The 24,497-nt window shown below is 57.5% G+C and carries 27 protein-coding genes; 10 read left to right on the forward strand and 17 right to left on the reverse strand.

The genetic code is table 11. From position 1 onward, the window contains the following. Positions 1-40: 40 nt before the first annotated feature. Positions 41-1,360 carry a glutamine synthetase family protein gene (locus G7G_RS0105125; RefSeq protein WP_010439156.1) on the reverse strand — a complete coding sequence of 440 codons (1,320 nt, stop codon included), beginning with the start codon at positions 1,358-1,360 and terminating at the stop codon, positions 41-43. Between the two features lie 193 nt (positions 1,361-1,553). Here G7G_RS0105125 and G7G_RS0105130 point away from each other — a divergent pair, with 193 nt between their 5' ends. Further along, positions 1,554-2,381: a M90 family metallopeptidase gene (locus G7G_RS0105130; RefSeq protein WP_238528765.1), complete on the forward strand. Its 828-nt coding sequence runs from the start codon at positions 1,554-1,556 to the stop codon at positions 2,379-2,381. Here G7G_RS0105130 and G7G_RS0105135 read toward each other — a convergent pair. The 11 genes from G7G_RS0105135 to secG form a co-directional block, all read right to left on the reverse strand. Next, complete coding sequence (locus tag G7G_RS0105135; RefSeq protein WP_010439160.1) at positions 2,378-3,184, reverse strand: ABC transporter permease; 807 nt, start codon at positions 3,182-3,184, stop codon at positions 2,378-2,380. The genes G7G_RS0105130 and G7G_RS0105135 overlap by 4 nt on opposite strands. After that, on the reverse strand, positions 3,181-4,068 hold the full coding sequence (locus G7G_RS0105140; RefSeq protein WP_029621742.1) for an ABC transporter permease: 888 nt from the start codon (positions 4,066-4,068) through the stop codon (positions 3,181-3,183). Before G7G_RS0105140 ends, G7G_RS0105135 begins: the two co-directional genes overlap by 4 nt. 75 nt (positions 4,069-4,143) lie before the next feature. Beyond that, a complete protein-coding gene (locus G7G_RS0105145; RefSeq protein ID WP_010439165.1) occupies positions 4,144-4,857 on the reverse strand; it encodes a transporter substrate-binding domain-containing protein in 714 nt (237 codons plus the stop codon). Positions 4,858-4,888: 31 nt separating this feature from the next. Continuing rightward, positions 4,889-5,665, reverse strand: a complete 777-nt coding sequence (locus tag G7G_RS0105150) for an ABC transporter ATP-binding protein (protein WP_010439167.1) — start codon at positions 5,663-5,665, stop codon at positions 4,889-4,891. 269 nt (positions 5,666-5,934) lie between these two features. Continuing rightward, the gene (locus G7G_RS0105155) at positions 5,935-7,110 is read right to left on the reverse strand and encodes a S41 family peptidase (RefSeq protein WP_010439170.1); all 1,176 of its coding nucleotides are present in this window, start codon (positions 7,108-7,110) and stop codon (positions 5,935-5,937) included. Positions 7,111-7,242: 132 nt separating this feature from the next. Beyond that, positions 7,243-7,680 carry a tellurite resistance TerB family protein gene (locus G7G_RS0105160; RefSeq protein WP_010439172.1) on the reverse strand — a complete coding sequence of 146 codons (438 nt, stop codon included), beginning with the start codon at positions 7,678-7,680 and terminating at the stop codon, positions 7,243-7,245. 21 nt (positions 7,681-7,701) lie between these two features. Then, on the reverse strand, positions 7,702-8,151 hold the full coding sequence (locus tag G7G_RS0105165) for a tellurite resistance TerB family protein (protein ID WP_010439176.1): 450 nt from the start codon (positions 8,149-8,151) through the stop codon (positions 7,702-7,704). Positions 8,152-8,192: 41 nt separating this feature from the next. Further along, complete coding sequence (locus G7G_RS0105170; protein WP_010439177.1) at positions 8,193-8,486, reverse strand: DUF1330 domain-containing protein; 294 nt, start codon at positions 8,484-8,486, stop codon at positions 8,193-8,195. A gap of 71 nt (positions 8,487-8,557) precedes the next feature. Beyond that, entirely contained in the window at positions 8,558-9,334 is a 777-nt protein-coding gene (locus G7G_RS0105175) for an isocitrate lyase/PEP mutase family protein (protein WP_010439180.1), read from the reverse strand. A 102-nt stretch (positions 9,335-9,436) separates the two neighbouring features. After that, on the reverse strand, positions 9,437-11,080 hold the full coding sequence (locus G7G_RS0105180) for a CTP synthase (RefSeq protein WP_010439182.1): 1,644 nt from the start codon (positions 11,078-11,080) through the stop codon (positions 9,437-9,439). A 160-nt stretch (positions 11,081-11,240) separates the two neighbouring features. Next, complete coding sequence (gene secG, locus G7G_RS0105185; RefSeq protein ID WP_010439184.1) at positions 11,241-11,609, reverse strand: preprotein translocase subunit SecG; 369 nt, start codon at positions 11,607-11,609, stop codon at positions 11,241-11,243. Between the two features lie 151 nt (positions 11,610-11,760). Between secG and nthA the strand changes: the two genes are divergently transcribed. From nthA to G7G_RS0105215, 6 genes are all read left to right on the forward strand, one after another. Further along, the gene (gene nthA / locus G7G_RS0105190) at positions 11,761-12,375 is read left to right on the forward strand and encodes a nitrile hydratase subunit alpha (RefSeq protein ID WP_029621743.1); all 615 of its coding nucleotides are present in this window, start codon (positions 11,761-11,763) and stop codon (positions 12,373-12,375) included. Next, the gene (gene nthB / locus G7G_RS0105195; protein WP_010439187.1) at positions 12,372-13,049 is read left to right on the forward strand and encodes a nitrile hydratase subunit beta; all 678 of its coding nucleotides are present in this window, start codon (positions 12,372-12,374) and stop codon (positions 13,047-13,049) included. Before nthA ends, nthB begins: the two co-directional genes overlap by 4 nt. After that, positions 13,046-13,375 (forward strand): nitrile hydratase accessory protein, encoded by a 330-nt coding sequence (locus G7G_RS0105200; protein WP_010439189.1) that lies wholly within the window; start codon positions 13,046-13,048, stop codon positions 13,373-13,375. Before nthB ends, G7G_RS0105200 begins: the two co-directional genes overlap by 4 nt. A 220-nt stretch (positions 13,376-13,595) precedes the next feature. Beyond that, positions 13,596-14,888: an adenylosuccinate synthase gene (locus G7G_RS0105205; RefSeq protein ID WP_010439192.1), complete on the forward strand. Its 1,293-nt coding sequence runs from the start codon at positions 13,596-13,598 to the stop codon at positions 14,886-14,888. Next, positions 14,888-15,130 (forward strand): DUF2842 domain-containing protein, encoded by a 243-nt coding sequence (locus G7G_RS0105210; protein WP_010439193.1) that lies wholly within the window; start codon positions 14,888-14,890, stop codon positions 15,128-15,130. The genes G7G_RS0105205 and G7G_RS0105210 overlap by 1 nt, the downstream gene beginning before the upstream one ends. A 390-nt stretch (positions 15,131-15,520) precedes the next feature. Further along, positions 15,521-15,790, forward strand: coding sequence for a hypothetical protein (locus G7G_RS0105215; protein WP_010439195.1), 270 nt, complete (start codon positions 15,521-15,523; stop codon positions 15,788-15,790). A gap of 225 nt (positions 15,791-16,015) precedes the next feature. Here the strand turns inward: G7G_RS0105215 and G7G_RS0105220 are convergent, their stop codons facing one another. Next, entirely contained in the window at positions 16,016-17,761 is a 1,746-nt protein-coding gene (locus tag G7G_RS0105220) for a hypothetical protein (protein WP_010439197.1), read from the reverse strand. Positions 17,762-17,872: 111 nt separating this feature from the next. Between G7G_RS0105220 and G7G_RS0105225 the strand changes: the two genes are divergently transcribed. Then, positions 17,873-18,580 carry a thiamine diphosphokinase gene (locus tag G7G_RS0105225; protein WP_010439199.1) on the forward strand — a complete coding sequence of 236 codons (708 nt, stop codon included), beginning with the start codon at positions 17,873-17,875 and terminating at the stop codon, positions 18,578-18,580. Here the strand turns inward: G7G_RS0105225 and G7G_RS0105230 are convergent. From G7G_RS0105230 to G7G_RS0105245, 4 genes are read right to left on the reverse strand one after another with little or no spacing between them, the layout of a single operon-like run. Next, positions 18,525-19,439, reverse strand: coding sequence for a DMT family transporter (locus G7G_RS0105230; RefSeq protein WP_010439202.1), 915 nt, complete (start codon positions 19,437-19,439; stop codon positions 18,525-18,527). The genes G7G_RS0105225 and G7G_RS0105230 overlap by 56 nt on opposite strands. Before the next feature lie 45 nt (positions 19,440-19,484). Beyond that, positions 19,485-19,901, reverse strand: coding sequence for a GFA family protein (locus G7G_RS0105235; protein ID WP_083828997.1), 417 nt, complete (start codon positions 19,899-19,901; stop codon positions 19,485-19,487). Positions 19,902-19,927: 26 nt separating this feature from the next. Further along, the gene (locus G7G_RS0105240; RefSeq protein WP_010439206.1) at positions 19,928-21,301 is read right to left on the reverse strand and encodes an L-serine ammonia-lyase; all 1,374 of its coding nucleotides are present in this window, start codon (positions 21,299-21,301) and stop codon (positions 19,928-19,930) included. A 1-nt stretch (position 21,302) separates the two neighbouring features. Continuing rightward, the gene (locus tag G7G_RS0105245) at positions 21,303-22,004 is read right to left on the reverse strand and encodes a glutathione S-transferase family protein (protein ID WP_010439208.1); all 702 of its coding nucleotides are present in this window, start codon (positions 22,002-22,004) and stop codon (positions 21,303-21,305) included. Between the two features lie 167 nt (positions 22,005-22,171). Here G7G_RS0105245 and rpiA point away from each other — a divergent pair, with 167 nt between their 5' ends. Then, positions 22,172-22,957, forward strand: coding sequence for a ribose-5-phosphate isomerase RpiA (rpiA, locus tag G7G_RS0105250; protein ID WP_010439210.1), 786 nt, complete (start codon positions 22,172-22,174; stop codon positions 22,955-22,957). 130 nt (positions 22,958-23,087) lie between these two features. Further along, the gene (gene gor / locus G7G_RS0105255) at positions 23,088-24,446 is read left to right on the forward strand and encodes a glutathione-disulfide reductase (RefSeq protein ID WP_010439212.1); all 1,359 of its coding nucleotides are present in this window, start codon (positions 23,088-23,090) and stop codon (positions 24,444-24,446) included. Positions 24,447-24,497: the final 51 nt, after the last annotated feature.

A 24,497-nucleotide genomic window follows, 5' to 3' on the forward strand; every position in this document is an offset into this window, starting at 1 on the left:
AAATTTATTCTAGCGGAGCAGAACGAGGCGGGCAAGAGGCTCATACGCTCTCGAGATAGCTAAGCCAGTGGCTTTCTGGGGGCCGCTCTGCGAAGCGTGCGATTTCCTGCCGTTTTGTCATCGCCATGTAGCGGATCAGGTCAGCAGGGAAGATGCGCGCAACCAACCGGTCTGTCTCAAATGCGGAAATTGCCGAGGACCAGTCGGGAGCAAGCTGCGGAAGGTCTGCAACCTCATAAGCATTTCCGGATATCGGAGCAGGTGGCTGCAAGGCGTCCTCTATACCAAGCAGCGCGGCACCTAGCACGGCGGCCAGCATGAGATAGGGGTTGATGTCTCCCCCAGCGACGCGATGTTCGATCCGTCGGGCGGCAGGGGCACCGCCCGGAATGCGCAGGGCGGCTGTGCGGTTCTCATAGGCCCAACTGGCACCAGTGGGGGCATGCGCGCCGGGTACAAGCCGTGTGTAAGAGTTTCCGTGCGGCGCGAAGATCAGGGTTGAGCCGGGCATTGCGGCCAGACATCCCGCAACCGCTGAGCGCAGCAATTCGGTGCCTTCGGCCCCCCCGTCGTCAAAGATATTTTGGCCATCAGCGTCTATAACCGAGAAGTGCACATGCATCCCGTTGCCAGCATCCTCGGCGTAAGGTTTGGCCATGAAGGTCGCAGTGAATCCGTGTTTTCGTGCAAGGCCACGCGTCAAGCCTTTGAAAAGCCACGTATCATCGGCGCAGCGCAAGGCGTCCTGATGATTCAGGTTGATCTCAAATTGACCAATCCCGCTCTCAGAAATGGCGGTTTGGGCCGGGATGCCCATTGCGGTGCAGCCATCGTAAAGATCGGTGAAGAACGCATCAAAGGCATCCATCTCGGCCATCGATAGAACGGCCTCGTCCTGCAGTCTGCGGCCGGTGACCGGGTTGATAGGAGCTTGCGGTTGGTCGCCTGAAGCGTCGAGCAGAGTGAATTCCAGCTCAGTGGCGGCAACAACCGACCAGCCTCGTTCTGCATAGCGGTCCAGTACAGCAGATAGCGCGTGCCGGGGATCGCCCGCAAAGGGAGTTCCATCATCATGATAAAGGCACATGGGCACCAGAGCCGTGGCTGTGTCGAGCCAGGGCACCGGAACTGGGCCCCGCCCCGTCGGACGTAGGACGCCATCGGCATCTCCGCTTTCGAAGACCAGCGGGCTGCCATCAATATCGGCTCCCCAAAGATCGACATTGAGCGCTGAGAACGGCATTCGAACAGCCCCCTTATCCAGCTTGCTGGCATAGGAGGGCGGCACGCGTTTGCCGCGCATCTGTCCGTTCAGGTCACAGGCGGCGACGCGAAATGTGTGCAGGGCGCTCAGGTCCATTGGGGGCTCCGTGGTCTTGTCACGAGAGGTTTAAATCAGGATTGGCGCCTTGTCACTAAATTTGATCAAATTATGAGTCAACGCTTTTTGCGATGAGGGCCGAAGCTGGAAATCTTCCAACTTGTACAGGGATCAAAACCGCTTTCTTCCGAGTTGTACAACAGTTAGGCACCTGATTGTGCCCGGAGCGGTGATGCCTATAGTCTCGGGTATGTTCATCTTTCTTACTACTGCATTACTGATCGCTGGCGGGATCGGCTATTATCTCTGGTCCAAAAAGCAGGCCCGCGCGGCACTGCTGGCGACCCATCTGACCTCGCATCAGGGTGACATCATCGAACAACAGGTGCCCATCATCCGGCGGCTACCCGCCTCATTGCGCAGCCACCTGGATGGCAAAGTGAATCTGTTTCTGGATCAGGTCAGCTTTTATGGCTGCGACGGGTTGGAAGTGACCGAAGAGATGGAGCTGTCGATTGCGGCGCAAGCCTGTCTGCTCGTGATCAACAGTGACCTTTGGTACGATAACCTGACGACGATCCTGATCTATCCCAATGCGTTCAAGTCAAAGCAGCAGCGACGCTCGGGTTATGTCGTGTCTGAGAAAGAGATCGTGAGAACCGGCGAAAGCTGGGATCGCGGGCCGGTCATTTTGTCATGGGCACACAGTCGGCAGGGCGCGCTGGATGATCGCGATGGGCAGAATGTGGTGCTACACGAATTTGCGCATCAGATTGATGATCTGTCCGGAGGTACGAATGGTGTGCCGATCCTGAGCGAAGGGCAGAGTTTTGCCGAATGGGAAAAGGTTTTCCTGACCGCCTATGACGCGCATGTCCACGCTGTTGAGAGCGGGCGGCGTACGGTAATCGACCCCTATGGTGCGACGGGGCATGAAGAGTTCTTTGCGGTCTCGGTCGAAGTATTCTTCGAGCGCCCCCGTGCGTTGAAGCACGAGGTGCCAGAAGTCTACGAGCAGCTTTCGAAACTGTTCCGACTCAATCCAGTGGACTGGGCTTAGCGGGCAAGGTTCAGGCGGAACCGCATCTTTGCTTTTCGCTCGGCTGGCAGGTGGCGGTTCAGGCGTTTGTTGATCATGCCAAACCCCCAAACGATCACCAGCGTCAACAGGATGAAATAGAATGCCAGAATCGGGTAGGGGATGAACGGGTTGAACGTCTTGTCCGCGAAATAGCTGGCGTAGTACAGCGCATCGCCCCTTTGCTGCCAGGCCGGGAAGGCCGAGAAGAAGACCAGCGTAGTTGCGTGGAACAGAAAGATCGCCTCGTTCGTATAGGCGGGCCATGCCAACCGCAGCATGGTGGGCCAGACGATGCGGCGGAACCGGGACCAGCCCGACATGCCGTAGGCATCTGCCGCTTCAATATCTCCCTTGGGGATCGAGCGTAGGGCGCCATAGAAGATCTCGCCCGAATAGGCGGCTGTGTTCAGGAACAGCACAATCAGGGCGCCCAGCCAAGCCGAGGTCAGAGCGTCAAACATCGGGTAAGTTTTCTTCAGTGACAGGAAGAAGAAATATGCAAAGAAGAACTGAATGAAGAGCGGCGACCCCCGGAACAGGAAGATGAACCACTCGGACGGTTTGCGCAGCCATTTGTTGGTGGATGCTTTTCCAACGGCCAGTGCAGTGGCCAAAAAGAACCCGGTCGCCAGCGCCATCGCGCCGAAATAGACGTTCCAGATCATGCCCGAGCCGATCAGGGTAAACTGCTCACACAATGTGAAATCGGTCTTGGGCAGAAGGCGTTCACCGAAGCCAAGCGAACGGAGGCCATAATCCTGTATGGTCTGGATGCAGCTCATGCGGTGGTCTCCTTACGCAGAAGCTCTCCGCCGGATGTTGCCTGACCGTGGGACAGGCGACGCATCAGTTTTTCAAGCCCGAGTTCCGAGAAACGCGTCATACCAAGGTAAAAGATCAGCAATCCAAGGAAGTACCACATGCGCCAATCGCCATGGGGGTACTGCGTGAATTTCGAAGTTTTTGTGCCGCCCAATTCGCGGGCCCAATAGACGATATCTTCGACCCCCAGCAGGAACAGCAGGGGGGTCGCCTTGATCAACACCATCCAAAGGTTGGACAGACCGGGCAGGGCATAGACCCACATTTGAGGAACAAGGATTTTCCAGAATGTCTGGCGTCGGGTCATGCCGTAGGCTTCTGCCGTTTCCAGCTGCGCATGCGGCACGGCGCGCATGCCGCCGAACAAGACGTTGGCAGCGAAAGCGCCGAACACAATGGAAAATGTGATGACCGCGAGGAAAAAACCATAGGTTTCGTGCACCCATTCAGGGGCGCTGCCCAGTGGCAGTTTGGCGGCCTGGCAGACGAGGAAATCGTTGCCCTGACGGATCGGATCGGTCCAGTCGGGGCAGAGAATCTTGTGTCTTACCCACTCAAAACCCTGATCCAGAGCGATCACGAAGAACATGAAAAAAGCAATATCCGGCACACCGCGTACAATCGCGATATACCCTTTGCCCAACCAGCTAACCGGCGGGATATGCGAGCGCGCTGCCATGGCTCCGACAAAGCCAAAACCTAATGCAACCGGGGCGGTGACCGCCAGCAAGGCCAGCACCTTGAGGAATGAGGCGTAGAACGACCAGTGGACACCGTTGGTCAGGTAGCATGAGAACCAACGGAATGTACCCAGCGTATCGGGATCGGAGCAGTACGAGAAAATGGCGGGCCTCTTAGACTGGCAAGGGCGCTGCAGGGACGCGCCCAGCGTTCAGGGCGCGCCACTTGGATCATCAGATCAGAAGGTCGAGGACACTTCCCACTTGGTGATCAGCTCGTTCAGGCTGCCATCGTCCTTCATGGATTGGATCGCTGCGTTGAACTTTTCTTTCAGTTCACCGTCCGATTCACGGATGCCCATGCCGACGCCACCGCCCAGCGGTACGTCATCGGCAACAAATTTCAGCTCACCGTCTTCTTCGACGATCGGTGCGAGGAAGGATTTGTCAGCCAGCACAGCATCGGCTTCGCCGTTGCGGACGGCTGCGATGGTTTCTTCAGGGCTGGCGAATTCGACCAGAGTTGCACCGGATTCAGCAATGTAACCCGCCTGAATGGTCCCGGTCTGAGCTGCGACAACGCCACCAGCGACGTCAACGTCATCGGACAGCGCAACATAGGCAGACGGATCCGGTGGCGTATAGTTCTGGGTGAAGTCGATGACTTCGTCGCGCTCGTCGGTGATCGACATACCTGCGATGATCACGTCATAGTTGCCCGACACCAGGTTCGGAATGATCGAATCCCAGTCGTTCTTGACCCATTCGCATTCCAGATTCGCGCGCTTGCACAGCTCATCGCCCAGTTCACGTTCGAAACCGTCGATCTCGCCCGCGTCGTTGATGAAGTTCCAAGGCGCATAGGCACCCTCGGTGCCCATGCGCACGGTATCGGCCATGGCGATACCGGCGGTCAGCGCCAGTGCTGCAGTGGTCAGAATCAGGTTTTTCATTGTTACTCCCCTTATTGGTTCTGTCCGTTGATTAAGCCGCCTGAGTGGCGGAGAGAAAGCCCTGAAGCCGTTCGGATTCAGGGGTGGTGAATAGATCTTCTGGCAGGCCCTCTTCTTCGATCAGGCCCTGATGCAGGAAGACGACGTGGCTCGAGATATCCGCAGCCATCTTCATGTCGTGGGTCACGATGATCATGGTGCGGCCTTCCGCGGCCAGATCCTTGATCACCTTGATCACTTCCTGTTCCAGTTCGGGATCGAGCGCCGAGGTCGGTTCATCGAACAGCAGCGCCTGCGGTTCCATGCACAGGCCGCGCGCGATCGCGGCGCGCTGTTGCTGTCCGCCCGACAGCTGTGCCGGATAAACATCGCATTTGTCGCCGATGCCGACCTTTTCCAGATACCTGCGTGCGCTGTCCTCAACCTCAGACCGATCTCGGCCCAGAACGGTGACGGGGGCCTCCATCACGTTTTGCAGGATGGTCATATGCGCCCACAGATTAAACTGCTGAAACACCATCGACAGGTTGGTGCGGATGCGCAGCACCTGTTTGGGGTCGGCGGGACGACGGTGATTGTGGCTGCCGGTCCAGCGGACAGGTTCGCCTTTGAACAGAATCTCGCCTTCTTGGCTGTCTTCCAACAGGTTGCAGCAGCGTAATAGGGTGGATTTCCCCGAGCCTGAAGACCCGATCAGCGAGACAACGTCGCCGCGATGCGCGGTGATATCCACGCCCTTGAGCACCTCAAGTTGGCCAAAGCTTTTGTGAAGGTTCTTGATCTCGATGACGGGAGCGGCGTCTGTCACGGGCTGTCCAGATATGATTGGTGTTGGTGCGGTAATAGGGCTGAAAAATCGGGCTAATGCAATGCGCAAATAACAAGTTCACGCTGAGAAATAGCCAATTTGGCCAATGACGCTGTCAGAATTGTCAGTTGGTTGGGCGATTTGCGTGCCGTTAGGGCGAACAGACAGGTAACCTTATGAGATTTGCAGTGACGGTTCTCAGGCTATCGACACCACCATCATACGAACGATATCCAATGCCAACATTGCGGGACTTACCGGCCGTTCGTCTAATCGTTCACGCTTTTGAGAATTTGTTGATAGAACGCGACGTTTGCATCCTCACCAGTAGGCCGTGCGACCCATTCCAAATCTAAACTCAGTGCTCCTGCGGGTACGATTTGCCGCGCGATATCGGGCGGTGTGGTTTCGTCAGACGTTCCATTCTTCCAGTCGTGAAAGGCTGTTGAGTATCGAACGACCGCTCCGCTAACCGGCAAATCGAGCAACCCGCCCTCGGCAAAGAACGTCAATCCGTCACCCATTTCTTCCCCGATGAGTTTGAGCCTGTTTCCCAATCGATGTCTAAGGATCGCTACAAACACTATCGCTGCGGAAAACGTGAATTTATCGACGAGCACAACAACCTGCTTGTTTGCGCTTTCCGAGATCGCGTCGATCAAAGGCATCGTTAGAAGAAAGTCGCCACCAGTATTTCCGCGAACGTCAATCAGAAGTGTTTTGGTCGAGCCGGCGCGCACATGTTCCACTGCGGCTGAGATGGCTTTGGGTAGCGCACTTTCGTTCGGATCAAAGAAGCTTGGTAACACTATTGATAGCCCAAGCTCTTGCCAGTCCTGTATTTCCACAAAAATCTCGGGCTCCCAAGCTGGATCAGCCTTGCCGTGCTCGTTTCTCGGGTAGAGCATCGATCCGGGAACCGTATGTTCATTTGCCAATTTCAGATTCGCTATCTGTCCATTTTCGTCCTGCACACGATATTCGGTCGCTTTGCCGTTTGACGAAAAACCCAAATGTGCCAAAGCGTACGGCCACGCAAAAAGGATCGGACCGATGACCCTTTTCCTTTGGCATGTTCCCGCCAGAAAATTCTCTGCCGTGGCTTCAATTTTGCTCAAAGCCGCACCGTTGATCGCGATCAATTTTCCACGCGGTGCAATTACCCCTGGTGCCGCCCCCATGACTTGCACTGAACGCCCCACGTTCACGAACCTCAGCGGCAGCACCGAGATCGCATCATTCGGGATCAGCCTTGTGTGCCCATTTTGGGGGAGTGCCAATAGGCGCATCGCGGACATCAAGAAGGCTTCGATACAGCCCTCCGAGGCGTATCGCCGGGTTTCACTAAGGCAGCTGTCTATCACGGCCTTATCGATCCGACGAAAGCTGGGATCGGTTGGCAGAGCAGTTTCTAGAATTTGCTTCAGGTCTTCCGTCAGCGCCATGATTCACAGTGCGCATAGCCAATCGTCAATGTCTAGATTGGACACGAAGCCGACATCAAGCTTTCTCAGCTCAGGTAAAATTATCCAGCAGCTTCGTAGTTGGGCTTATCGCTTGGCTGTGCTGCAATTGGCTCAGGCTTTGGCTGCTTTTTGCCGTGCCAGTGCCGAATCCACGTCGCTGACACCCAACAGGCTTACGACGAGACGCAGCAGCGAATCCTCTTCTCCGCTGCGGTGTCCATCTGCCAATGCAACCGACCACATTGCCTGCACCACGGCTAGGCGATCATCATAGGCAATGGCCTCTTTGATGGCGCGGGTAAAGCGGACGGTGTCGGGGGCTTCTGCCTCAAGATCTTCAGCACAGGCGCGCAGGGAGGCGGCTTCGAACGGGGACAGGCCAAAACGTTCAGCCGAGATGCGGTCGATCCGGGCCATTTCGGTATCGGCATAGTCATTGTCGGATCGTGCAATTCGCACCAACAAGGCGGTGAGGGCCAGACGGGCGTCATCTTCGACAAGCGGGTCGGGCTGCGGCTGCGTGAGCCGGGACAGGAAATCACTGAACATGGTCAAAGATATAGAGGCTGCTTAGGTCGCTTCCAAGCGGCTTTGTATCCGTTCGCGTGCGGCCTTACTGTCGTTGAAGCTGAGACCCATGGCAATGCGGGCTTCTTCGACCATCTTGACTTCTCCTTCATCCGTATTGCCGTCGGCCAGCACCACCTCCCAAAGCGCGTCCAGAGCGGCCAGACGTTCGTTCAGATTGGTGGTTTCGCGGATCAGCTTGCCGAACGTGTCGGTTTCGGGGGCGGCTGCGTGCAGCTTCTCGCAAGTGGCGCGGACCTTGGCGGCCTCGATCGCGTTGTGCTGGTAGAGACGCGCAAGGATGCGGTCGATCAGGCTGATCTCTTCCAGCTTATAGTCGCGATCGGCCTGTGCCACGCGCACCAGCAGCGCCCCCAAAGCCAGTTCGGCATCAGGATCGGGCAACTTGTCATGTTGCGGAGGCCGGAAGGCCTGGAAGAATTTTTTCAACATGAGGTCAAGATATTCCGTAATTCGAGGTGCGCCAAGCGGTGCTAGCCCTCATAGCCCTGAATAATCACAAGATCGGCGGTTGATACCGGTTCACGAAGGGTTTTGGCGGCCTGATATCCTGCACATTCATAACAGGCTAGGGCCTGTTCATAGCTGGGAAACTCGATCACGACTGTACGGGCTCGGGCTTTGCCCTCGACCTCGGTCCTTTCACCGCCACGCACAAGAAATTTGCCGCCATATTCGGCAAAAGGGGCCGCGTTGGCAGCGACATACGATTTGTAGGTTTCGATGTCGTCTACATCGACATGGGCGACCCAATAACCTCTGGCCACGGCAATTCCTCCGCTGGTATCTGATGCAAGGTGCGGAGGAACCGCATAAAATGCAATCCCTTAAAAGTGGATCAACCGCCTGTCTGCAGCGCCTCGCGTGCTTTGTCCTGCAGCCAAGCGATCATTTGCCGATAAGGCACCGGGCCATAGCTGATCCGCGCCACGCCGAGTTTTGCAAGCGTTGGCGTAACCGGCGTGCCGGGCAGGGCGATGATGTTGACCGGCAGGTCGGTGGCCTCGCAAAGCTGGCCAATCATCGCTTCGTCTTTCAGTCCCGGTGCAAAGAAGCCGCTGGCACCAGCATCGGCATAGGCTTTGGCGCGGGCCATGGCATCATCCAGCATCGCCTGGTTATGCGTTTCCGGAGCCGCCTTTAGGAAAATATCGGTGCGGGCGTTGATGAAAGCAGGCACACCCGCAACATCACAAGATTCGCGCATGGCGGCGACACGCGCGGCTTGGGTTTCAGTGTCATAAAGCTCTTTAGTACCAACAATTTGGTCCTCGAAGTTGAAGCCGATTACGCCGGTTTCCAGCGCGCGTTTGACATTGGCCGATATGCCGAAAGTATCTTCGGCATAGGCGCCTTCAAGGTCCATCGTAACCGGGATATCGACCGCCTCAACAATGCGGCGGGCGTTGTCCAGCGCCGCATCAAAGGGGATGTTCTGCCCATCCGAAAACCCCTGTGCCATCGCGACCGGAGCACTGCCGGTCGCTAGTGCCTTGGCCCCCGCATCGCGCACAGCGGCGGCGCTGCCGGGGTCCCAGATATTGTAAAGGATGACCGGATCGCCCTTCTTATGCAGTGCGGCAAAAGTTTCTGCTTGGGTAATCTGGTTGGTCATGGCCGGTCTCCTGTCGCTGCTATGGCGGCAGTTAACCGTGTAACTGGTCGGCGCGTAAAGATATTTCGCGCCGAGGGGTACAATACTGTTATCGGTCCGTGATCAGACCAGACGCGAGGTGTCTTTTGCGGCGCGCACGAACTCGCGGAACAGGGGGTGCGGATCGAAGGGTTTGGATTTCAGTTCCGGGTGGTACTGAACGCCGATGAACCATGGATGATCCGACCATTCGACGATCTCGGGCAGACGGCCATCAGGGGACATGCCCGAGAAGTTCAGGCCGGCTTTTTCCAGCTTGTCGCGGTACTTGATGTCAACTTCATAGCGGTGTCGGTGGCGCTCCTCGATCTGGGTGCTGCCATAGACGTCTGCGACCTTGGAGCCTTCGGCCAGGACGGCGTTATAGGCGCCTAGACGCATGGTGCCACCTTTGTCATCACCGACTTTGCGCTCGACCTTGTGGTTGCCCTGCACCCATTCCTTGAGGTGGTAAACAACGGGCTCAAAACGCTTTTTTCCGGCCTCGTGGTCGAATTCCTCGGACCCGGCCTCGGTGATTCCCGCCGCATTGCGTGCAGCTTCGATGACCGCCATCTGCATGCCCAGACAGATGCCCAGATAGGGCACCTTGTGCTCGCGGGCGTATTGAGCAGCCTTGATCTTGCCTTCAGTGCCGCGTTCGCCAAACCCTCCGGGGACGAGGATGGCGTGGAAACCTTCGAGATGGGGGGCGGCGTCTTCGGTATCGAACACCTCGGCATCAACCCATTCGACCTTGACCTTGACCCGGTTGGCCATGCCGCCATGCGTCAACGCCTCGGCGATCGACTTATAAGCGTCTTCCAACTGCGTGTATTTGCCGACGATCGCGACCTTCACTTCGCCCTCTGCGTTGTGAATGCGGTCGCTGACGTCTTCCCACTTGGCCAGATCGGGCTTGGGGGCAGGACTGATCTGGAACGCGTCCAAAACCGCCTGATCCAGACCTTCGCGGTGATAGGCCAGCGGGGCGTCATAGATGGTGGACAGATCCTGCGCTGCAATAACGCTATCGGGGCGGACGTTACAGAACAGGGCCAGCTTTTCGCGTTCTTTCGTCGGAATCGGTCCTTCCGAGCGACACACCAGAATGTCAGGCGCAAGACCGATCGAGCGCAGCTCTTTCACCGAATGCTGGGTCGGTTTGGTTTTCAGTTCACCCGAGGCTTTGATGTAGGGCAGCAGCGTCAGGTGCATGAAAAGGCACTGACCGCGCGGCTTGTCTTGGCTGAACTGGCGGATGGCTTCAAAGAAGGGCAGGCCTTCGATATCACCCACGGTTCCGCCAATTTCGCAGAGCATGAAATCAACCTCATCCTCGCCAATGGCGATGAAGTCCTTGATCTCATTGGTGACGTGCGGGATCACCTGAATGGTTTTGCCGAGGTAATCTCCACGGCGCTCTTTCTCGAGCACGTTGGAATAAATCCGTCCCGAGCTGACCGAGTCGGTTTTGCGTGCGGCCACGCCGGTGAATCGCTCATAGTGGCCAAGGTCCAGATCGGTCTCGGCCCCGTCATCAGTGACGAACACCTCGCCATGTTCGAACGGCGACATCGTGCCCGGATCAACGTTCAGGTAGGGGTCCAGCTTGCGCAGACGCACCGAATACCCTCGGGCCTGTAACAGCGCGCCCAGAGCCGCCGAAGCCAGTCCTTTGCCCAAGGATGAAACCACACCACCAGTGATGAATATAAAACGCGCCATGTTGTTCGGCTGCTCCCGTGAGACGTCATTATCAGCTGCCCGGCGGCTTACAAAAAACCGCTGCATCACGGGACTTCACATATAAAGGATTCGCGCACATAGCGCAAGAGAACCGCAAGATGCTGTTGCAGTTCCCCTATGAATTTCTAGGTTTTGTGGCTTAGTCGGCAGCCTGCGGGATCAGCGGAGCGTTGTCGCCTTGTGCTGGCGGCAGCAGTTCATCCGCAGATGGAACCGCCGGAGCGCTTTCCTCAGCCGGTGCCGGAGCAGGTACGCCCAAACGATCAATCACCGAGCTGCCCGAAGATTTCTGAGCGGCCAAAATCGTCAGCGTGATCGAGGTTACGATGAAACACGCAGCCAGGATCCAAGTCAGCTTGCCCAGAGCGGTCGCTGCCGCGCGGCCCGTCATGGCCCCGCCGCCACCGCCACCCATGCCAAGGCCGCCGCCTTCGGAACGTTGCATCAGCACAACGACAATCAGGCCCAAAGCCAGAAGAAGGTGGATGATGAGAACGACGTTTTCCATGGTGGTCCTGTACAGCGTGGCGTGTATCGCGTGGTACTTATGCAAGTTTGATGCTGGGGGCAAGTCACGAGTTGGCATCACGTGCGGTGATGTTTCATATCACACCAAAGAGACTGGACAGAGCGCCGTTCTGTCGCGCAGGCTGCGCCCCATGCCACATGATGATCACGACCACCCGCACGCTCTGTTGCCCCCTGAACCCGCGCTTCGCGTCAAGGCGCTTGAAACGATTCTGACCCGCAAGGGGCTGATCGATCCGGCGGCGTTAGATGAAATCATCGACACCTATCAAAACAAGATTGGCCCGCAGAACGGCGCGCATGTCGTTGCCAAGGCCTGGAGTGATCCCGATTTCAAAGCCGCGCTGCTGGAGGATGCCACCTCGGTCGTGGCCGATCTGGGCTATTACGGCCGACAGGGTGAGCACATGGTGGTCGTCGAGAACACGCCTGAACAGCATAATATGGTCGTCTGCACCTTGTGCAGTTGTTACCCGTGGCCGCTGCTGGGTATCCCGCCGGGTTGGTACAAATCCGATGCCTACCGCGCCCGTGCCGTACGCGAACCGCGCAAGGTTCTTGCCGAATTTGGCGTGACGCTGCCCGAAGATACATCCGTACGGGTGTGGGACTCGACCGCCGAGATTCGCTATCTTGTCCTGCCGATGCGCCCCGAGGGCAGCGAAGGGCTGAGTGAGGAAGAACTCGCTGCGCTGGTCATCCGTGACAGTATGATCGGCACCGGGCTGCCCAAGGTGCCATCATGACGCGGATTCATGACATGGGAGGGCGTTTTGGCGATGGCTCGGTTGTACCGGAGGCTGAGGACGCTCCGGTCTTTGCAGAAGACTGGCACGGTCGGGCGCTGGCGGTAACACTCGCTGCGGGATTTCTGGGGCAATGGAATATCGATATCTCACGCCACGCGCGTGAAAAACTGTCTCCTAAAGACTACGCGCGGTTTTCCTACTATGAGAAGTGGATATCCGGTCTAGCCGATCTTTTGGTCGATAAGGGTGTCCTGACGCTTGAAGATTTGCGCGGTGTGGACCGGGATGGTGACCATCCTTTGGCAGAGCGCACCCTGAAGGCTGAGGCAGTCGCGGACGCTTTGGCCAAAGGTGGACCCGCGGATCGCCCGTCGAGCGTCGAAGTTCGGTTTGAAACCGGGCAAGCCGTCCGAACTCTGGGCCAAAGCGCAAATCGCCTGGTTGAGGGCGGCCACACCCGACTTCCGGCCTATGCCTCGGGCGCAAAGGGTCGCATTCTCAGATTGCATGGCACCCATGTGCTGCCGGATTCCAACGCCCATGAATTGGGTGAGGCCCCTGAGCCGCTTTACGCCGTCGCGTTTTCCACCTCGGAGCTTTGGGCAAATCCTGAGCATCCATCAGACGAGGTCGTATTGGATCTGTGGCAATCTTATCTGGAGCCCGCATGAGCGATTGTATCACCCATTCGGCCCCGGAGCCGATTTTCGCCGAGCCCTGGCACGCGCAGGTTTTTGCAGTCACCGTAGCTTTGAACGAAGCGGGCCGGTTTGATTGGTCGGACTGGGCAGAGCGGTTTTCCATTACTTTGAAACGGAACGGCCTCAAAAAAGAACTGGATGGTGGTGACGATTACTTTCACGCTTGGTTGGAGACCTTGGAGGCGCTGCTGGCTGAGCAGGGAAAAGCACCCACTGATGATGTCCAAGATATTCGCAATGCATGGGAAGAGGCCTATCTGACAACACCCCACGGTCACCCCGTACACTTACGCTAAAAGCAGAAGGGGCTCTGCCCCCGCCACCCGTCCGGGCGGCTCCCCCCAGGTACTTTTGGCCAGATGAAGCAGGGGATCCGTTTTTCATCTGGCCCAAAGTACCTCCGCCGGAGGCATCGCGCGCAGCGCGATTTTCAACTGCGGCGAAATATCGGTTTCCCTGCCGTCTGTGCCTCGCTATATGAGCCAGGTTTGATTATTCAGCGCAAAAGGACCGGATATGGCCAACGTGGTTGTTGTCGGCGCCCAGTGGGGTGACGAAGGAAAAGGCAAGATTGTCGACTGGCTCAGCGAGCGTGCAGATGTGATCGCGCGTTTTCAGGGTGGACATAATGCCGGGCACACACTGGTCATTGAGGGCGAGGTATACAAACTGCACGCGCTGCCTTCGGGCGTGGTGCGCGGCGGCAAGCTGAGTGTGATCGGCAATGGTGTTGTTCTTGATCCTTGGCACCTGATCAAAGAGATCGGAACAATCCGTGCCCAAGGCGTTGATATCACGCCTGAGACGCTGATGATTGCTGAAAACACCCCACTGATCCTGCCGTTCCATGGCGAGTTAGATCGTGCGCGCGAGAGCCAGAATTCAGTCGCCAAGATCGGGACAACCGGTCGCGGGATCGGTCCGTGTTATGAAGACAAGGTCGGGCGTCGCGTAATTCGGGTGGCTGACCTGGCCGATGACGCAACGCTGGCGCTCCGGGTGGATCGGGCGCTGGTCCATCACAACGCGCTGCGCAATGGTTTGGGGCTTGATCCGATTGATCGGGACGCGTTGATCGCGCAGCTGAAAGAGATCGCGCCGCAAATTTTGCCTTTCGCAGCACCGGTGTGGAAGGTGCTGAATGAGAAGCGCAAGGCGGGCAAGCGTATCCTGTTCGAAGGCGCGCAGGGCGCGTTGCTGGATATTGATTTCGGGACCTATCCGTTTGTGACATCGTCAAATGTGATTGCAGGCCAGGCCTCAACGGGCGTCGGAATCGGACCGGGCTCGATCGACTTCGTTCTGGGCATCGTCAAGGCTTACACGACCCGCGTGGGTGAGGGGCCATTCCCCACCGAGTTGGACGATGCAGATGGCCAGCGTCTGGGCGAACGGGGACATGAGTTCGGAACGACGACGGGTCGCAAGCGACGCTGCGGGTGGTTCGACGCCTGTCTGGTACGCCAAACCTGCGCGACCAGCGGTGTGAACGGCATTTCGCTGACCAAATTGGATGTTCTGGATGGGTTCGAGACACTGAAAATCTGCGTTGGATACGAGCTGGATGGCAAACGTCTGGACTATCTGCCGACAGCCGCCGACCAACAGGCGCGATGCACTCCTATCTACGAAGAGATGCCGGGGTGGAGCGAATCAACCGAAGGTGCACGCAGCTGGGCTGATCTGCCAGCCAACGCAATCAAATATGTGCGCCGGGTCGAGGAACTGATCGATTGCCCGGTTGCCCTATTGTCCACCAGCCCGGAGCGGGAGGATACCATTCTGGTTACCGACCCGTTTGCAGACTGATGAGCGGTAGCGACAAGCCTGGCCTTAGCTACAAAGCACGGCGGCGCTGGTCTCTGGTACTGCTGCTGGTCGGGTTGCCAGTCTATATCGTTGCGGTTGTGACTATCGTGAACTGGCTGGACCGCCCGCCAATCTGGCTGGAGCTTTTGGTCTATGTCGCGTTGGGCATTCTATGGGCATTACCCTTCAAGTTTGTCTTTCGTGGTGTGGGTAAAGAAGACCCAGATCAGGATCAAAATTAGACTTTCCGACTGCCGGTGCGTCATTCGCGAGGCACGCTGACTGCAGCTTAAACGCGTTGCAGGTAAGGGCGGTTAGGGCATGAACAAAGGGCTTTTCGCGGCGTTCGCCGCGTCTTGTGTCGCATACGGCGCTCAGGCTGGAGACTGGAGCTACACGGTCGCACCCTTTTTGGGGGGCTGGAATTCAGGACCTCCCTTGAAGTGGGGCCGAACCCGCCGGTGAACGGGGATACCTCGATCTTCAATATTTCAAAGGGGGCAATTCTGATTGTAGGCGAGGCCCGGAATGGCGGATGGTCCATTGGATGCGAGTTCAACTACCTGAACCTAGGAGACTATGTTTCCATCGGACCATCTAACAACGCCGCCAGTTGAGAGCTTGAGGGCACCATGACATCGCTGGGGGCCGGTTTCGCGGTTTATGAAGATGAACAGTCGCGGCTGGAAGCGATTGCCGGGCTGCGCCATTGGGATCTTGATGTCTCAACCACGGTGCTGGTTCGCACATTCAGCGCGGATCAAACTTGGACTGACCCGTTGGTTGGAGCGCGCTACAGTCGTGCTCTGAACGATCGATGGAGTGTCACCGCAATAGGAAACATTGGCGGCTTTGGTTATGGTTCAGAGTTACAGTGGGAGGCGCTGGCACAAGCCAACTAGAAATGACGACCTGGCATCAGCGTCGCCGGTGGGTGCCGCCATCTGGATGTTGTGTTTCAAGATGGACGTGAATTGATCGATCTGATCCTGACCGGCCCCTACGTGGCGTTGGCCTTATTATTCTAATCTGGTTGGTCGCGCCGAAGCCGCGCTATTAAAAGAATTAGGGCCAGAGTATCCTCTGGCCCTACTACGACTCGAGGGGGGTAATGGATTCGCTGGGACCTAGCCCGCAGCGCGTTCGTTGTCATTGGGGCGGAAGCCGATGTCGGTTGAGGCAGCGAATCGACCACCTCCAGCTTTCTCGATCTTGCCATCGCGAAGCAACTGACCGAAGGAGCGCAGGCTTTCTTCGCGATTAAACGCATCTTGCTTAAGCGAGCGGACCTTGTTCATAAGTTGCGGGCGCGAGAACTGCTCTTGACCTTCGATAAAGGACAGATAGGCAGCTGCAGCTTCAAGCAGATCAGGCAGCGACTGGGCGCCCTGTTCCTGTGCGAAAGTGGCAAATCCGCCTTCTTCTTCACCCGTGTCTTCATCAGTTGAAGTGATCCGGCGCGGCGTAACAGGGCCAGTATCGGCATTCTCGGTATCGATGCGCTGTTCGGCAACCAGCTTCAAGGGGGCGGCCGATTCTGGGGTCGGGCGCTGGCTGGTGACTTCAACCGCGGGACGACGTGGATTGACGACTGAGGCCAGATCGCCGCGAAAATCATCTTCGGGTGTCTTTGTCTTGTCGCCTACGGCTTCGCGTTCGGCCTCGGTCGCGGCGACCGCAGCGCGCAAGTGCGAGTAGGTATCACGCTGATCGCTGGTAGCGGGATCGTCCAGCTGAACATCTGCTTCGTCCATTAGGCGCGAGACGTCCTCATCTGGTCCAGAAATACTGGGCACATCGGCTTCAGAAATTGCTTCGAGTTCGGATTCAACAAGCGCGATCTCATCCAACAAAAGCGCTTCTTCCTCGACCGAGATGATGCCGTGCTCGATTCCGGTCATTGCCTCAGAGGCAACACTACTGGCTTCATCGCCTAGAATGTTTGATGGGTTTTCTTCCTCGACTTCTGGGGCCTCATCATCCAGATCAGAAAACAGAACGTCGTTTTCCGTTACATCAGCTGTGGCAGGTTCCGACGCTCCGATTTCTTCAGCTTCATCCGCCGATTCCGCGGCAGCGACCAATGCACTTAGATCGTCGGAGGTCTCCTCTACCGTTTCATCTGAGGTCTCTTCAACCAATTCATCTGAGCTTTCTGGTTCCGTAACATGAGCCGCCTCGTCGGCCTGTGCTTCGGCTAACTCGTCGACATGTTCCGGTTCGGCAGCCAGCTCGGGCTTGGGCGCAGGGAAGGTATCCTCTTCTGCTTCCTGCAAGTCGGCGGGATCCAGTGCGCCTGCTTCAAAGGCGGCAGAGATGGCATCAACCTTTGGCTTCACAGGCTGAAGATAGCTGGAGTCTTCGTCCTCTGAATAGCCGGGGGAGACTTCTTCGGAATGCGAAACCACAGCTCGGATGCGCTGGAGTTTGGCCGCAATACTGTCGGCCGCTGGGCTGTCCACTGCAGGAGCGGATTGTGCCGCGACGGGCGCAGGGGCGGGGGGAACAACATCGGTGGTCTGAACAGGTGCAGGCTCAGGCGCACTCGCGACTGCAGCGGGGGTCGGTACTGCAGGTGCAGCGGGGGTCGGTACTGCAGGGGCGTCGGTCTCGGTCGCGCGTAGCAGCAGACCGCTGTCGTTCTGACTGGCTTCTACCTTTCGTGCGACATCGCGCTGGGCTATGCGGGTCAGCATCTCGGCATCGGGCTGAGGGGGCTCAGAACCAAAATAGCGGTCGTCCGCCGCGAGATCTCGGAAATACTCGGCTATGGCTTTCATCGTTTCAAATGAATCGTCGAAGCCTTCGAGCGTGCATGAAAAGGTTCCGTAGGAAACGGTAAGTACCTTGTTGTTCTGTACCATCAGACGCATGTCCTTTACAAACTACCAGGCCGATCGCCAGACACAGCAGCAGCAATCGACTCGAAACTCTAGTCATGAAGCTACCATTTTGTGGTTTCATTATGTCCAAAACCGGGAATTATGGTCAATCTTGTGGAATCTGGGGTGATTGTTCAGGCTGAAATGCCAATCGGTCTGTTTGGCGGGGGGGAAATCACATCTGAAGATGTGAGTCTGGTCCTGAATCGCGTCAAAAGCGCTGTTGCAGCGGATGGGGGCGCTGCCGCGTTGATTGATTCGGGTCGAATTCCGGATGCGGTGATCGGCGATTTCGATTCGCTTTCATCCGGTCATCGCGCGCAGATACCGGCTGATCGGCTGCATCCAATATCCGAACAGAACAGCACCGATTTCGACAAAGCCCTTCGAAATGTCATTGCCCCGGTCGTCCTGGCAGCGGGATTTCTGGGCGCTCGGGTTGATCATCAGTTGGTCGCGTTCAATACGCTCGTTCGTTTGCAGGACCGGCCCTGTATCCTGTTAGGGGCACGCGAGATAGTGTTTCACGCGCCTCCCCAGATCCGGCTGGAATTGACTGCCGGAGATACCGTTTCTCTGTTCCCTTTGCGACGGGTGACCGGGCGCAGCGATGGGCTTGAATGGCCGATCAACGATTTGGTGCTTGAACCGGACGGGCGGGTCGGAACCTCGAACCGGGCGCTGGGTGCACTTGCACTTGAGGTGGACGCGCCTGGTCTGCTGGCGATCCTGCCGCGCACCGCGTTGGATCAGGTCATGCAGGCGTTTCTGTCGGGCCAGACCGGGCATTGGCCCGCTCGTGCAGGATGACATAAAGCCCCGCGGAGATGGTGATGCCGATGCCGATCGCCGCCAGCCCGTTGGGCAGGTCGTGGAAAATCAACCAGCCGATCAGGGTGGCAACAGGAATTTCAAGATATTGCATCGGGGCGAGGGTCGCGGACGGTGCATAGCGCAGCGACCACGTCATCAGAAGATGTGCCACGGTGCCGAGCACGCCGATGCCCAGCAGCAGCCAAAGCGTTTCACCCTTGGGCATCGTCAATGACATGGCGGGCAGGCCAGCCTGAGAGCCCACATAGACGATCGGCAACAAGAGAGCTGTCGCCATAGCCCCCGATACCGCTTGCAGCGCAACCGGGTCTGTTTCTTTGGCGATCTGGCGTGTGACCAGCATGAACAGGGCAAAGACCACGGCGACGATCAAAGGCAGTAACGCAGGAGCGCCAACCTGCGCAAAGCTAGGTTGGATGACGAGCAAAGTGCCGATGAAACCCACGACACAGGCAATCAGGCGGCGCGGGCCGACTTGTTCGCCAAGAACGTACTTGCCCAGCAGCAGCATGATAAACGGCATCACAAAAGCAATGGCGACAGTATCGGCCAGCGGCATATATTGCAGCGCTGTAAACATCGCCGCGATCCCAACAATGTGCAGCAGCGTACGGACCATCGTCAGACGCAGGACCCTTGGTGTCATCCGCCATGGCTTGCCGGTCACAGCGATGAGCGGGATCAGGATCATCGCTTGCACGCCGAACCGCACCAGAACCAACAAACCCAGAGCAATGGTTTCGCCCAACAGCTTCGCCATCCCGTCACCAAGCGGAGCGAGCACGCAAAAGCCGAGCATCAATACGATGCCAAAAACGGGACGATCCTGAGTCATGTGCGCGACGCTAGCGTTTTCGCATCAAAGGGGGAAGCTCTGATCTCAGGCGTCGGGCAGGGGTTGGACTTTGGTATAATCCGGGCCAACGCAGGTGGGCAGGCCGTCATTGAGTTGAAGCCAGCTTAGCTTTTCCTCGTGCGCGACATGCAGAGTCGGGGTCAGCGCCTCGGGGTTTTCTAGCGTCGCCACATAGAGGTGCATCACATCCGACATTACTGTCGAGCGGAAGGATATCGGTGTGCCGCAATGGGGGCAAAAGCTGCGCTCGACCCCGGGGGAGGAGTTAAACCTTCTCGGTTGTTCTCCGGTCCAGCGCCAATTGCCATCGCGCACCCCGAAATAGGTGGTGATCGGGGCCGCGCATTGGCGACGGCAGCTATCGCAATGGCAGGTGACACAGGACAGAACCGGAGGATCAACCTCGTATCCGATCTTGCCGCATAGGCAATGTCCGCGCATGTCACCCGCTCTTTCTTGCTGTCAGATCAGCAGTTCGGCACGTTGACGGCCAGCCCGCCCAATGAGGTTTCCTTGTACTTCGCGTGCATATCCTCGCCGGTCTGGCGCATGGTTTCAATGGCCGCGTCTAGGGGCATGAAGTGCTTACCGTCACCGCGCAGGGCGAGTGACGCGGCCGAAACGGCCTTGATCGCGCCAAGGCCATTGCGTTCGATACAAGGCACCTGCACCAAGCCCGCGACTGGGTCGCATGTCATGCCGAGGTGATGTTCGAGCGCGATCTCGGCGGCGTTTTCCACCTGCTCGGGCGTACCACCCATCACAGCGCACATGCCGGCGGCAGCCATGGCCGAGGCACTTCCGACCTCTGCCTGACAGCCCGCCTCGGCGCCCGAGATCGAGGCGTTGAACTTGACCAGACCGCCGATGGCGGCCGCGGTGAGCAGGAAATCCTCGACATGGCTTTCGGACGCGCCGGGGACATGATCGAGGTAATAACGCAAGACTGAAGGCAGCACGCCTGCCGCGCCGTTGGTAGGTGCGGTGACGACTTGCCCACCGGCGGCGTTTTCTTCGTTCACGGCCATCGCGTAGACGCTCATCCAGTCGTTGATCGTATGCGGCGCGTTCAGGTTCATGCCGCGTTCGGCCAGCAGGGCATCGTGGATCCCCTTGGCGCGGCGGCGCACGCTAAGGCCACCGGGTAGGATGCCATCGGTTTTCAAGCCGCGCTCGATACAGTCATTCATGACCTGCCAAAGACGTGCCGTGCCTTTGGCAAAGCTATCCGCGCAACCGCGCGCGATTTCATTTTCGCGCTTCATCTGAGCGATACTTTTGCCGTTGTCCTTGGCCATCTGCAGCATTTCGGCCGCGGATTTGAACGGGAAGGGAACAGGCGCACCTTCGTCGGTTGCTTTGCCTTCGGCCAATTCTTCTTCGGTCAGGACAAAGCCGCCACCAATGGAATAATAGACCTGACGCAATATGACATCGCCTTGTGCGTCAGTGGCCATCAGGATCATGCCGTTGGCGTGGCCGGGCAGATTGTTGTCGTAGTCAAATATCAGATCGGCCTTAGGATCGAAGCTTAGCGTAGGCAACCCTTCTGGGGTTACCGTATGCGTATCGGAAATCTGCGTCAGCGCGGCCTCGGCCTTATCGTTGTCATACGTGTCGGGCACGAACCCGGCGAGACCAAGGATCGTAGCGCGGTCAGTCGCGTGGCCGACGCCGGTGAAAGCAAGCGATCCATGCAATGAGCCGCGCAACCCCGCAAATTCAAACGGTGATGCACGCATCAGATCAAGAAACCGTGCGGCGGCAACCATAGGGCCCATGGTGTGTGACGACGATGGGCCAATGCCCACTTTGAACATATCGAAAACTGAGAGAAACATGTCAGGTAGCTGAGCCTTCTGGAGGGGTGGCGTAGGTTGGAGATGTGAACGGCGTCGCCCCCAAACCCTCGGCGGCGATGACCGATCGGGTTGCCGGGCGAAATTCGAGTTGATGCAGTATCTTTTGCAAATAGGGTGTGTCGGCCAGTTGATACCAACTGCGGTCAGCCTTGGCGGGATAAAGCGCCATCCAGCGCATCATGCAGGCGACATAGACGGTCAGGGCCGAGGGCACCTGCGTGTTGAACCAATCGGGCGCGTCTTGGGCCAAATCATCCAGCCGCTTCAGATGCTGGCGCAATCTGGGGCGAATACCGGCACGCAACGCTTCAGCCTGTGCTGCGTCAATGTATTTCTCAGCGTAGAACAGGATGCGCAGATCGGCATGCAACGTGTTTGAGGCAAAGAACAGCCATTTCAGAAACGCCGCCCGATCGGCGCTTTCGGGCGCGGGGGCCATCTGTCGGTGCGTGTCGGCCAGCCACAACAGGATTGCGGCAGTCTCGAAAATTGGTCCTTGTGGTGTTTCCAATACGGGAATCAGCCCATTGGGATTCAGTGCCCGATAAGCGGCACTGTCTTGTGCGTTACGTGTGCGATCGACCAGCGCCGTCTCATACGTCAAGCCCATCTCTTCCAATGCCAATCGGATTATCAGCGAGGCATTGTCGGGGGCATAGTGAAGGCGATAAGTCGATTCCATGACGTCTTTCTAGAGTGTCTGGCGACCAGTATAGTGATCGATTACGACGTTTCCTATAGGAAACTCGTCGTTAAGTGTTAAGTTAGCGCTGCGATCGAGTGAATTGCCTCTCGCAGTTGCGCGGGGCATTCCCTATAAGTCCGTCAATATTCTGAGGGGAAGCTGCCATGATCAAGGATTTGTCGCCCATCGACAAAGCAAAATATGTTGCGGCCTGCCGTGCCGCCGATCTTGTCCAAAGTGGAATGCGCGTGGGCCTGGGGACCGGGTCGACCGCCGCGTGGCTGGTCCGCCGTCTAGGCGAGAGGGTGCGCGACGAAGGTCTGTCGATCAAAGGCGTTCCGACCTCGACCGCGACCGCGCAATTGGCGCGGGAAGAGGGGATCGAGGTTATCTCGCTGGATCAGGCTGGATGGTTGGACCTGACCATAGACGGCGCGGATGAATTCGATGGTGAATTCAATCTGATTAAGGGCGGCGGTGCTGCGCTGCTGCAGGAAAAGATCGTGGCCACGGCCAGCGACCAGATGGTAGTGATCGCCGACGCCGGCAAAGAGGTCGAGACGCTAGGCGCGTTCCCCTTGCCGGTTGAGGTGATCCCGTTCGGCTGGCAAACCACCCGCACGCTGATCGAAGAGGCGCTGGACACGATGGATGTGCTGGGCACGTCGGTTACTTTGCGGATGAATGGCGAGGCCCCTAAGGTCACGGATGAGGGCAATCACATCTTGGACCTGCACCTCAAACGGATCGGAAATGCGCGGCAGTTGGCGCTGGTGATGAACCAGATCCCCGGCGTGGTCGAGAACGGTCTCTTCATCGACATTTGCGACAAAGTAATCGTCGGCCATGGTGACGGGCGCGTTGAACTGCGCGACCTCAATGAAGGCACCGTGCTGACCAACATGCTGGGCGAGGGTGGGGACAACCTGTTCTCCGATCTGGCAGATTAAGGTCGGGTCAGATAGCGCGGCGGGTATCTGATGAAATCTTGATATTTCAGCGCTCAGGGGTTGGCAGTTTGAATTTTGCGCCCAGATATCCACTGAATTTTAGCCACGCGGCAAGCAAAGGAACGTATGTATGAGCTTTGACTATGATCTGTTCGTCATCGGAGGTGGCTCGGGTGGTGTACGCGCGGCGCGTGTAGCTGCGGGTGAGACTGGTGCCAAAGTGGCGCTGGCAGAAGAGGATCGTTACGGCGGAACCTGCGTGATCCGCGGCTGTGTGCCCAAAAAGTTGATGGTTTTTGCCAGCGAATTTTCTGGGATGGTCGGAGATGCTCAGGCATTCGGTTGGGATATTCGGCCCGGTGGGTTCGACTGGAACTTATTCCATGGCAAGTTGGTGACTGAGTTGGACCGTTTGGAGGGCGTCTATCGCAACATCCTTAAAAACAACGGTGTCGAAAGCTTTGATCAGAGGGCCCGTGTGGTCGATCCGCATACGGTTGAACTGGCTGACGGGACGCGCAAGACCGCCAAGCACATCCTGATCGCCACGGGTGGGCGTCCGGTTGTGCCCGAGTTTCCCGGCTCGGATCTGGCGATCACCTCAAACGAGATATTCCATCTGGAAAAATTACCCGAAAACATCCTGATTGTGGGTGGCGGCTATATCGCAAGTGAGTTTGCCGGCATCATGAACGGATTAGGGGTGAAGACTACCCAGTTCTATCGTGGACCTCAGATTTTGCGCGGCTTCGACGAAGAAGCGCGCGGCCTGATCTGCGACGAGATGCGCCAGAACGGCATTGATGTGCGTCTGGAAACCAACGTGGTCGAAATGACCAAAGCTGGCGACAAGATCCGTGTCAAAGCCACCGATGGCAGTGAAGATCAGTTCGATGTGGTGATGTATGCCACCGGCCGCGCACCCAATGCAGATGATATTGGGCTCGAGGCGCTGGGTGTCGAACGCGGCCGCAAGGGCGAGATCATCGTAGATGAATACAGCCAGACCGGCGTGCCATCGATCTACGCCATTGGCGACGTGACGGATCGGGTGAACCTGACTCCGGTTGCGATCCGCGAGGGCATGGCCTTTGTTGAGACGGTTTTCAAGGGCAACCCGACCCCGGTGGACCACGAACTGATCCCAACCGCGATCTTCACGCAGCCAGAAATGGGCACTGTAGGCCTCAGCGAAGAAGAGGCGGCTGCGCAGGAATCAATCGAGGTTTACACGACTTCGTTCAAACCAATGCAGAAGTCATTTGCAGGTGGCTCGCAGAAGGTTCTGATGAAGCTGATCGTATCGCAGGCGACGCGCAAGGTGCTGGGCTGTCACATTGTGGCTCCGGGGGCGGGTGAGATGATCCAGCTGGCCGGAATTGCCGTGAAAATGGGGGCTACCAAAGAAGATTTTGACCGCACCGTTGCAGTTCACCCGGTGATGGCCGAAGAACTGGTGACAATGCGGCAACCTGTGCGCACGGCTTGATTTGCAAGCGCGCGCACACACGTTACAAGGGAACCCGTGATCACACGGTCC

Origin of the sequence: Ruegeria conchae (assembly GCF_000192475.1) — a bacterium.
In the GTDB taxonomy this organism is placed as follows: Bacteria; Pseudomonadota; Alphaproteobacteria; order Rhodobacterales; family Rhodobacteraceae; genus Ruegeria; species Ruegeria conchae.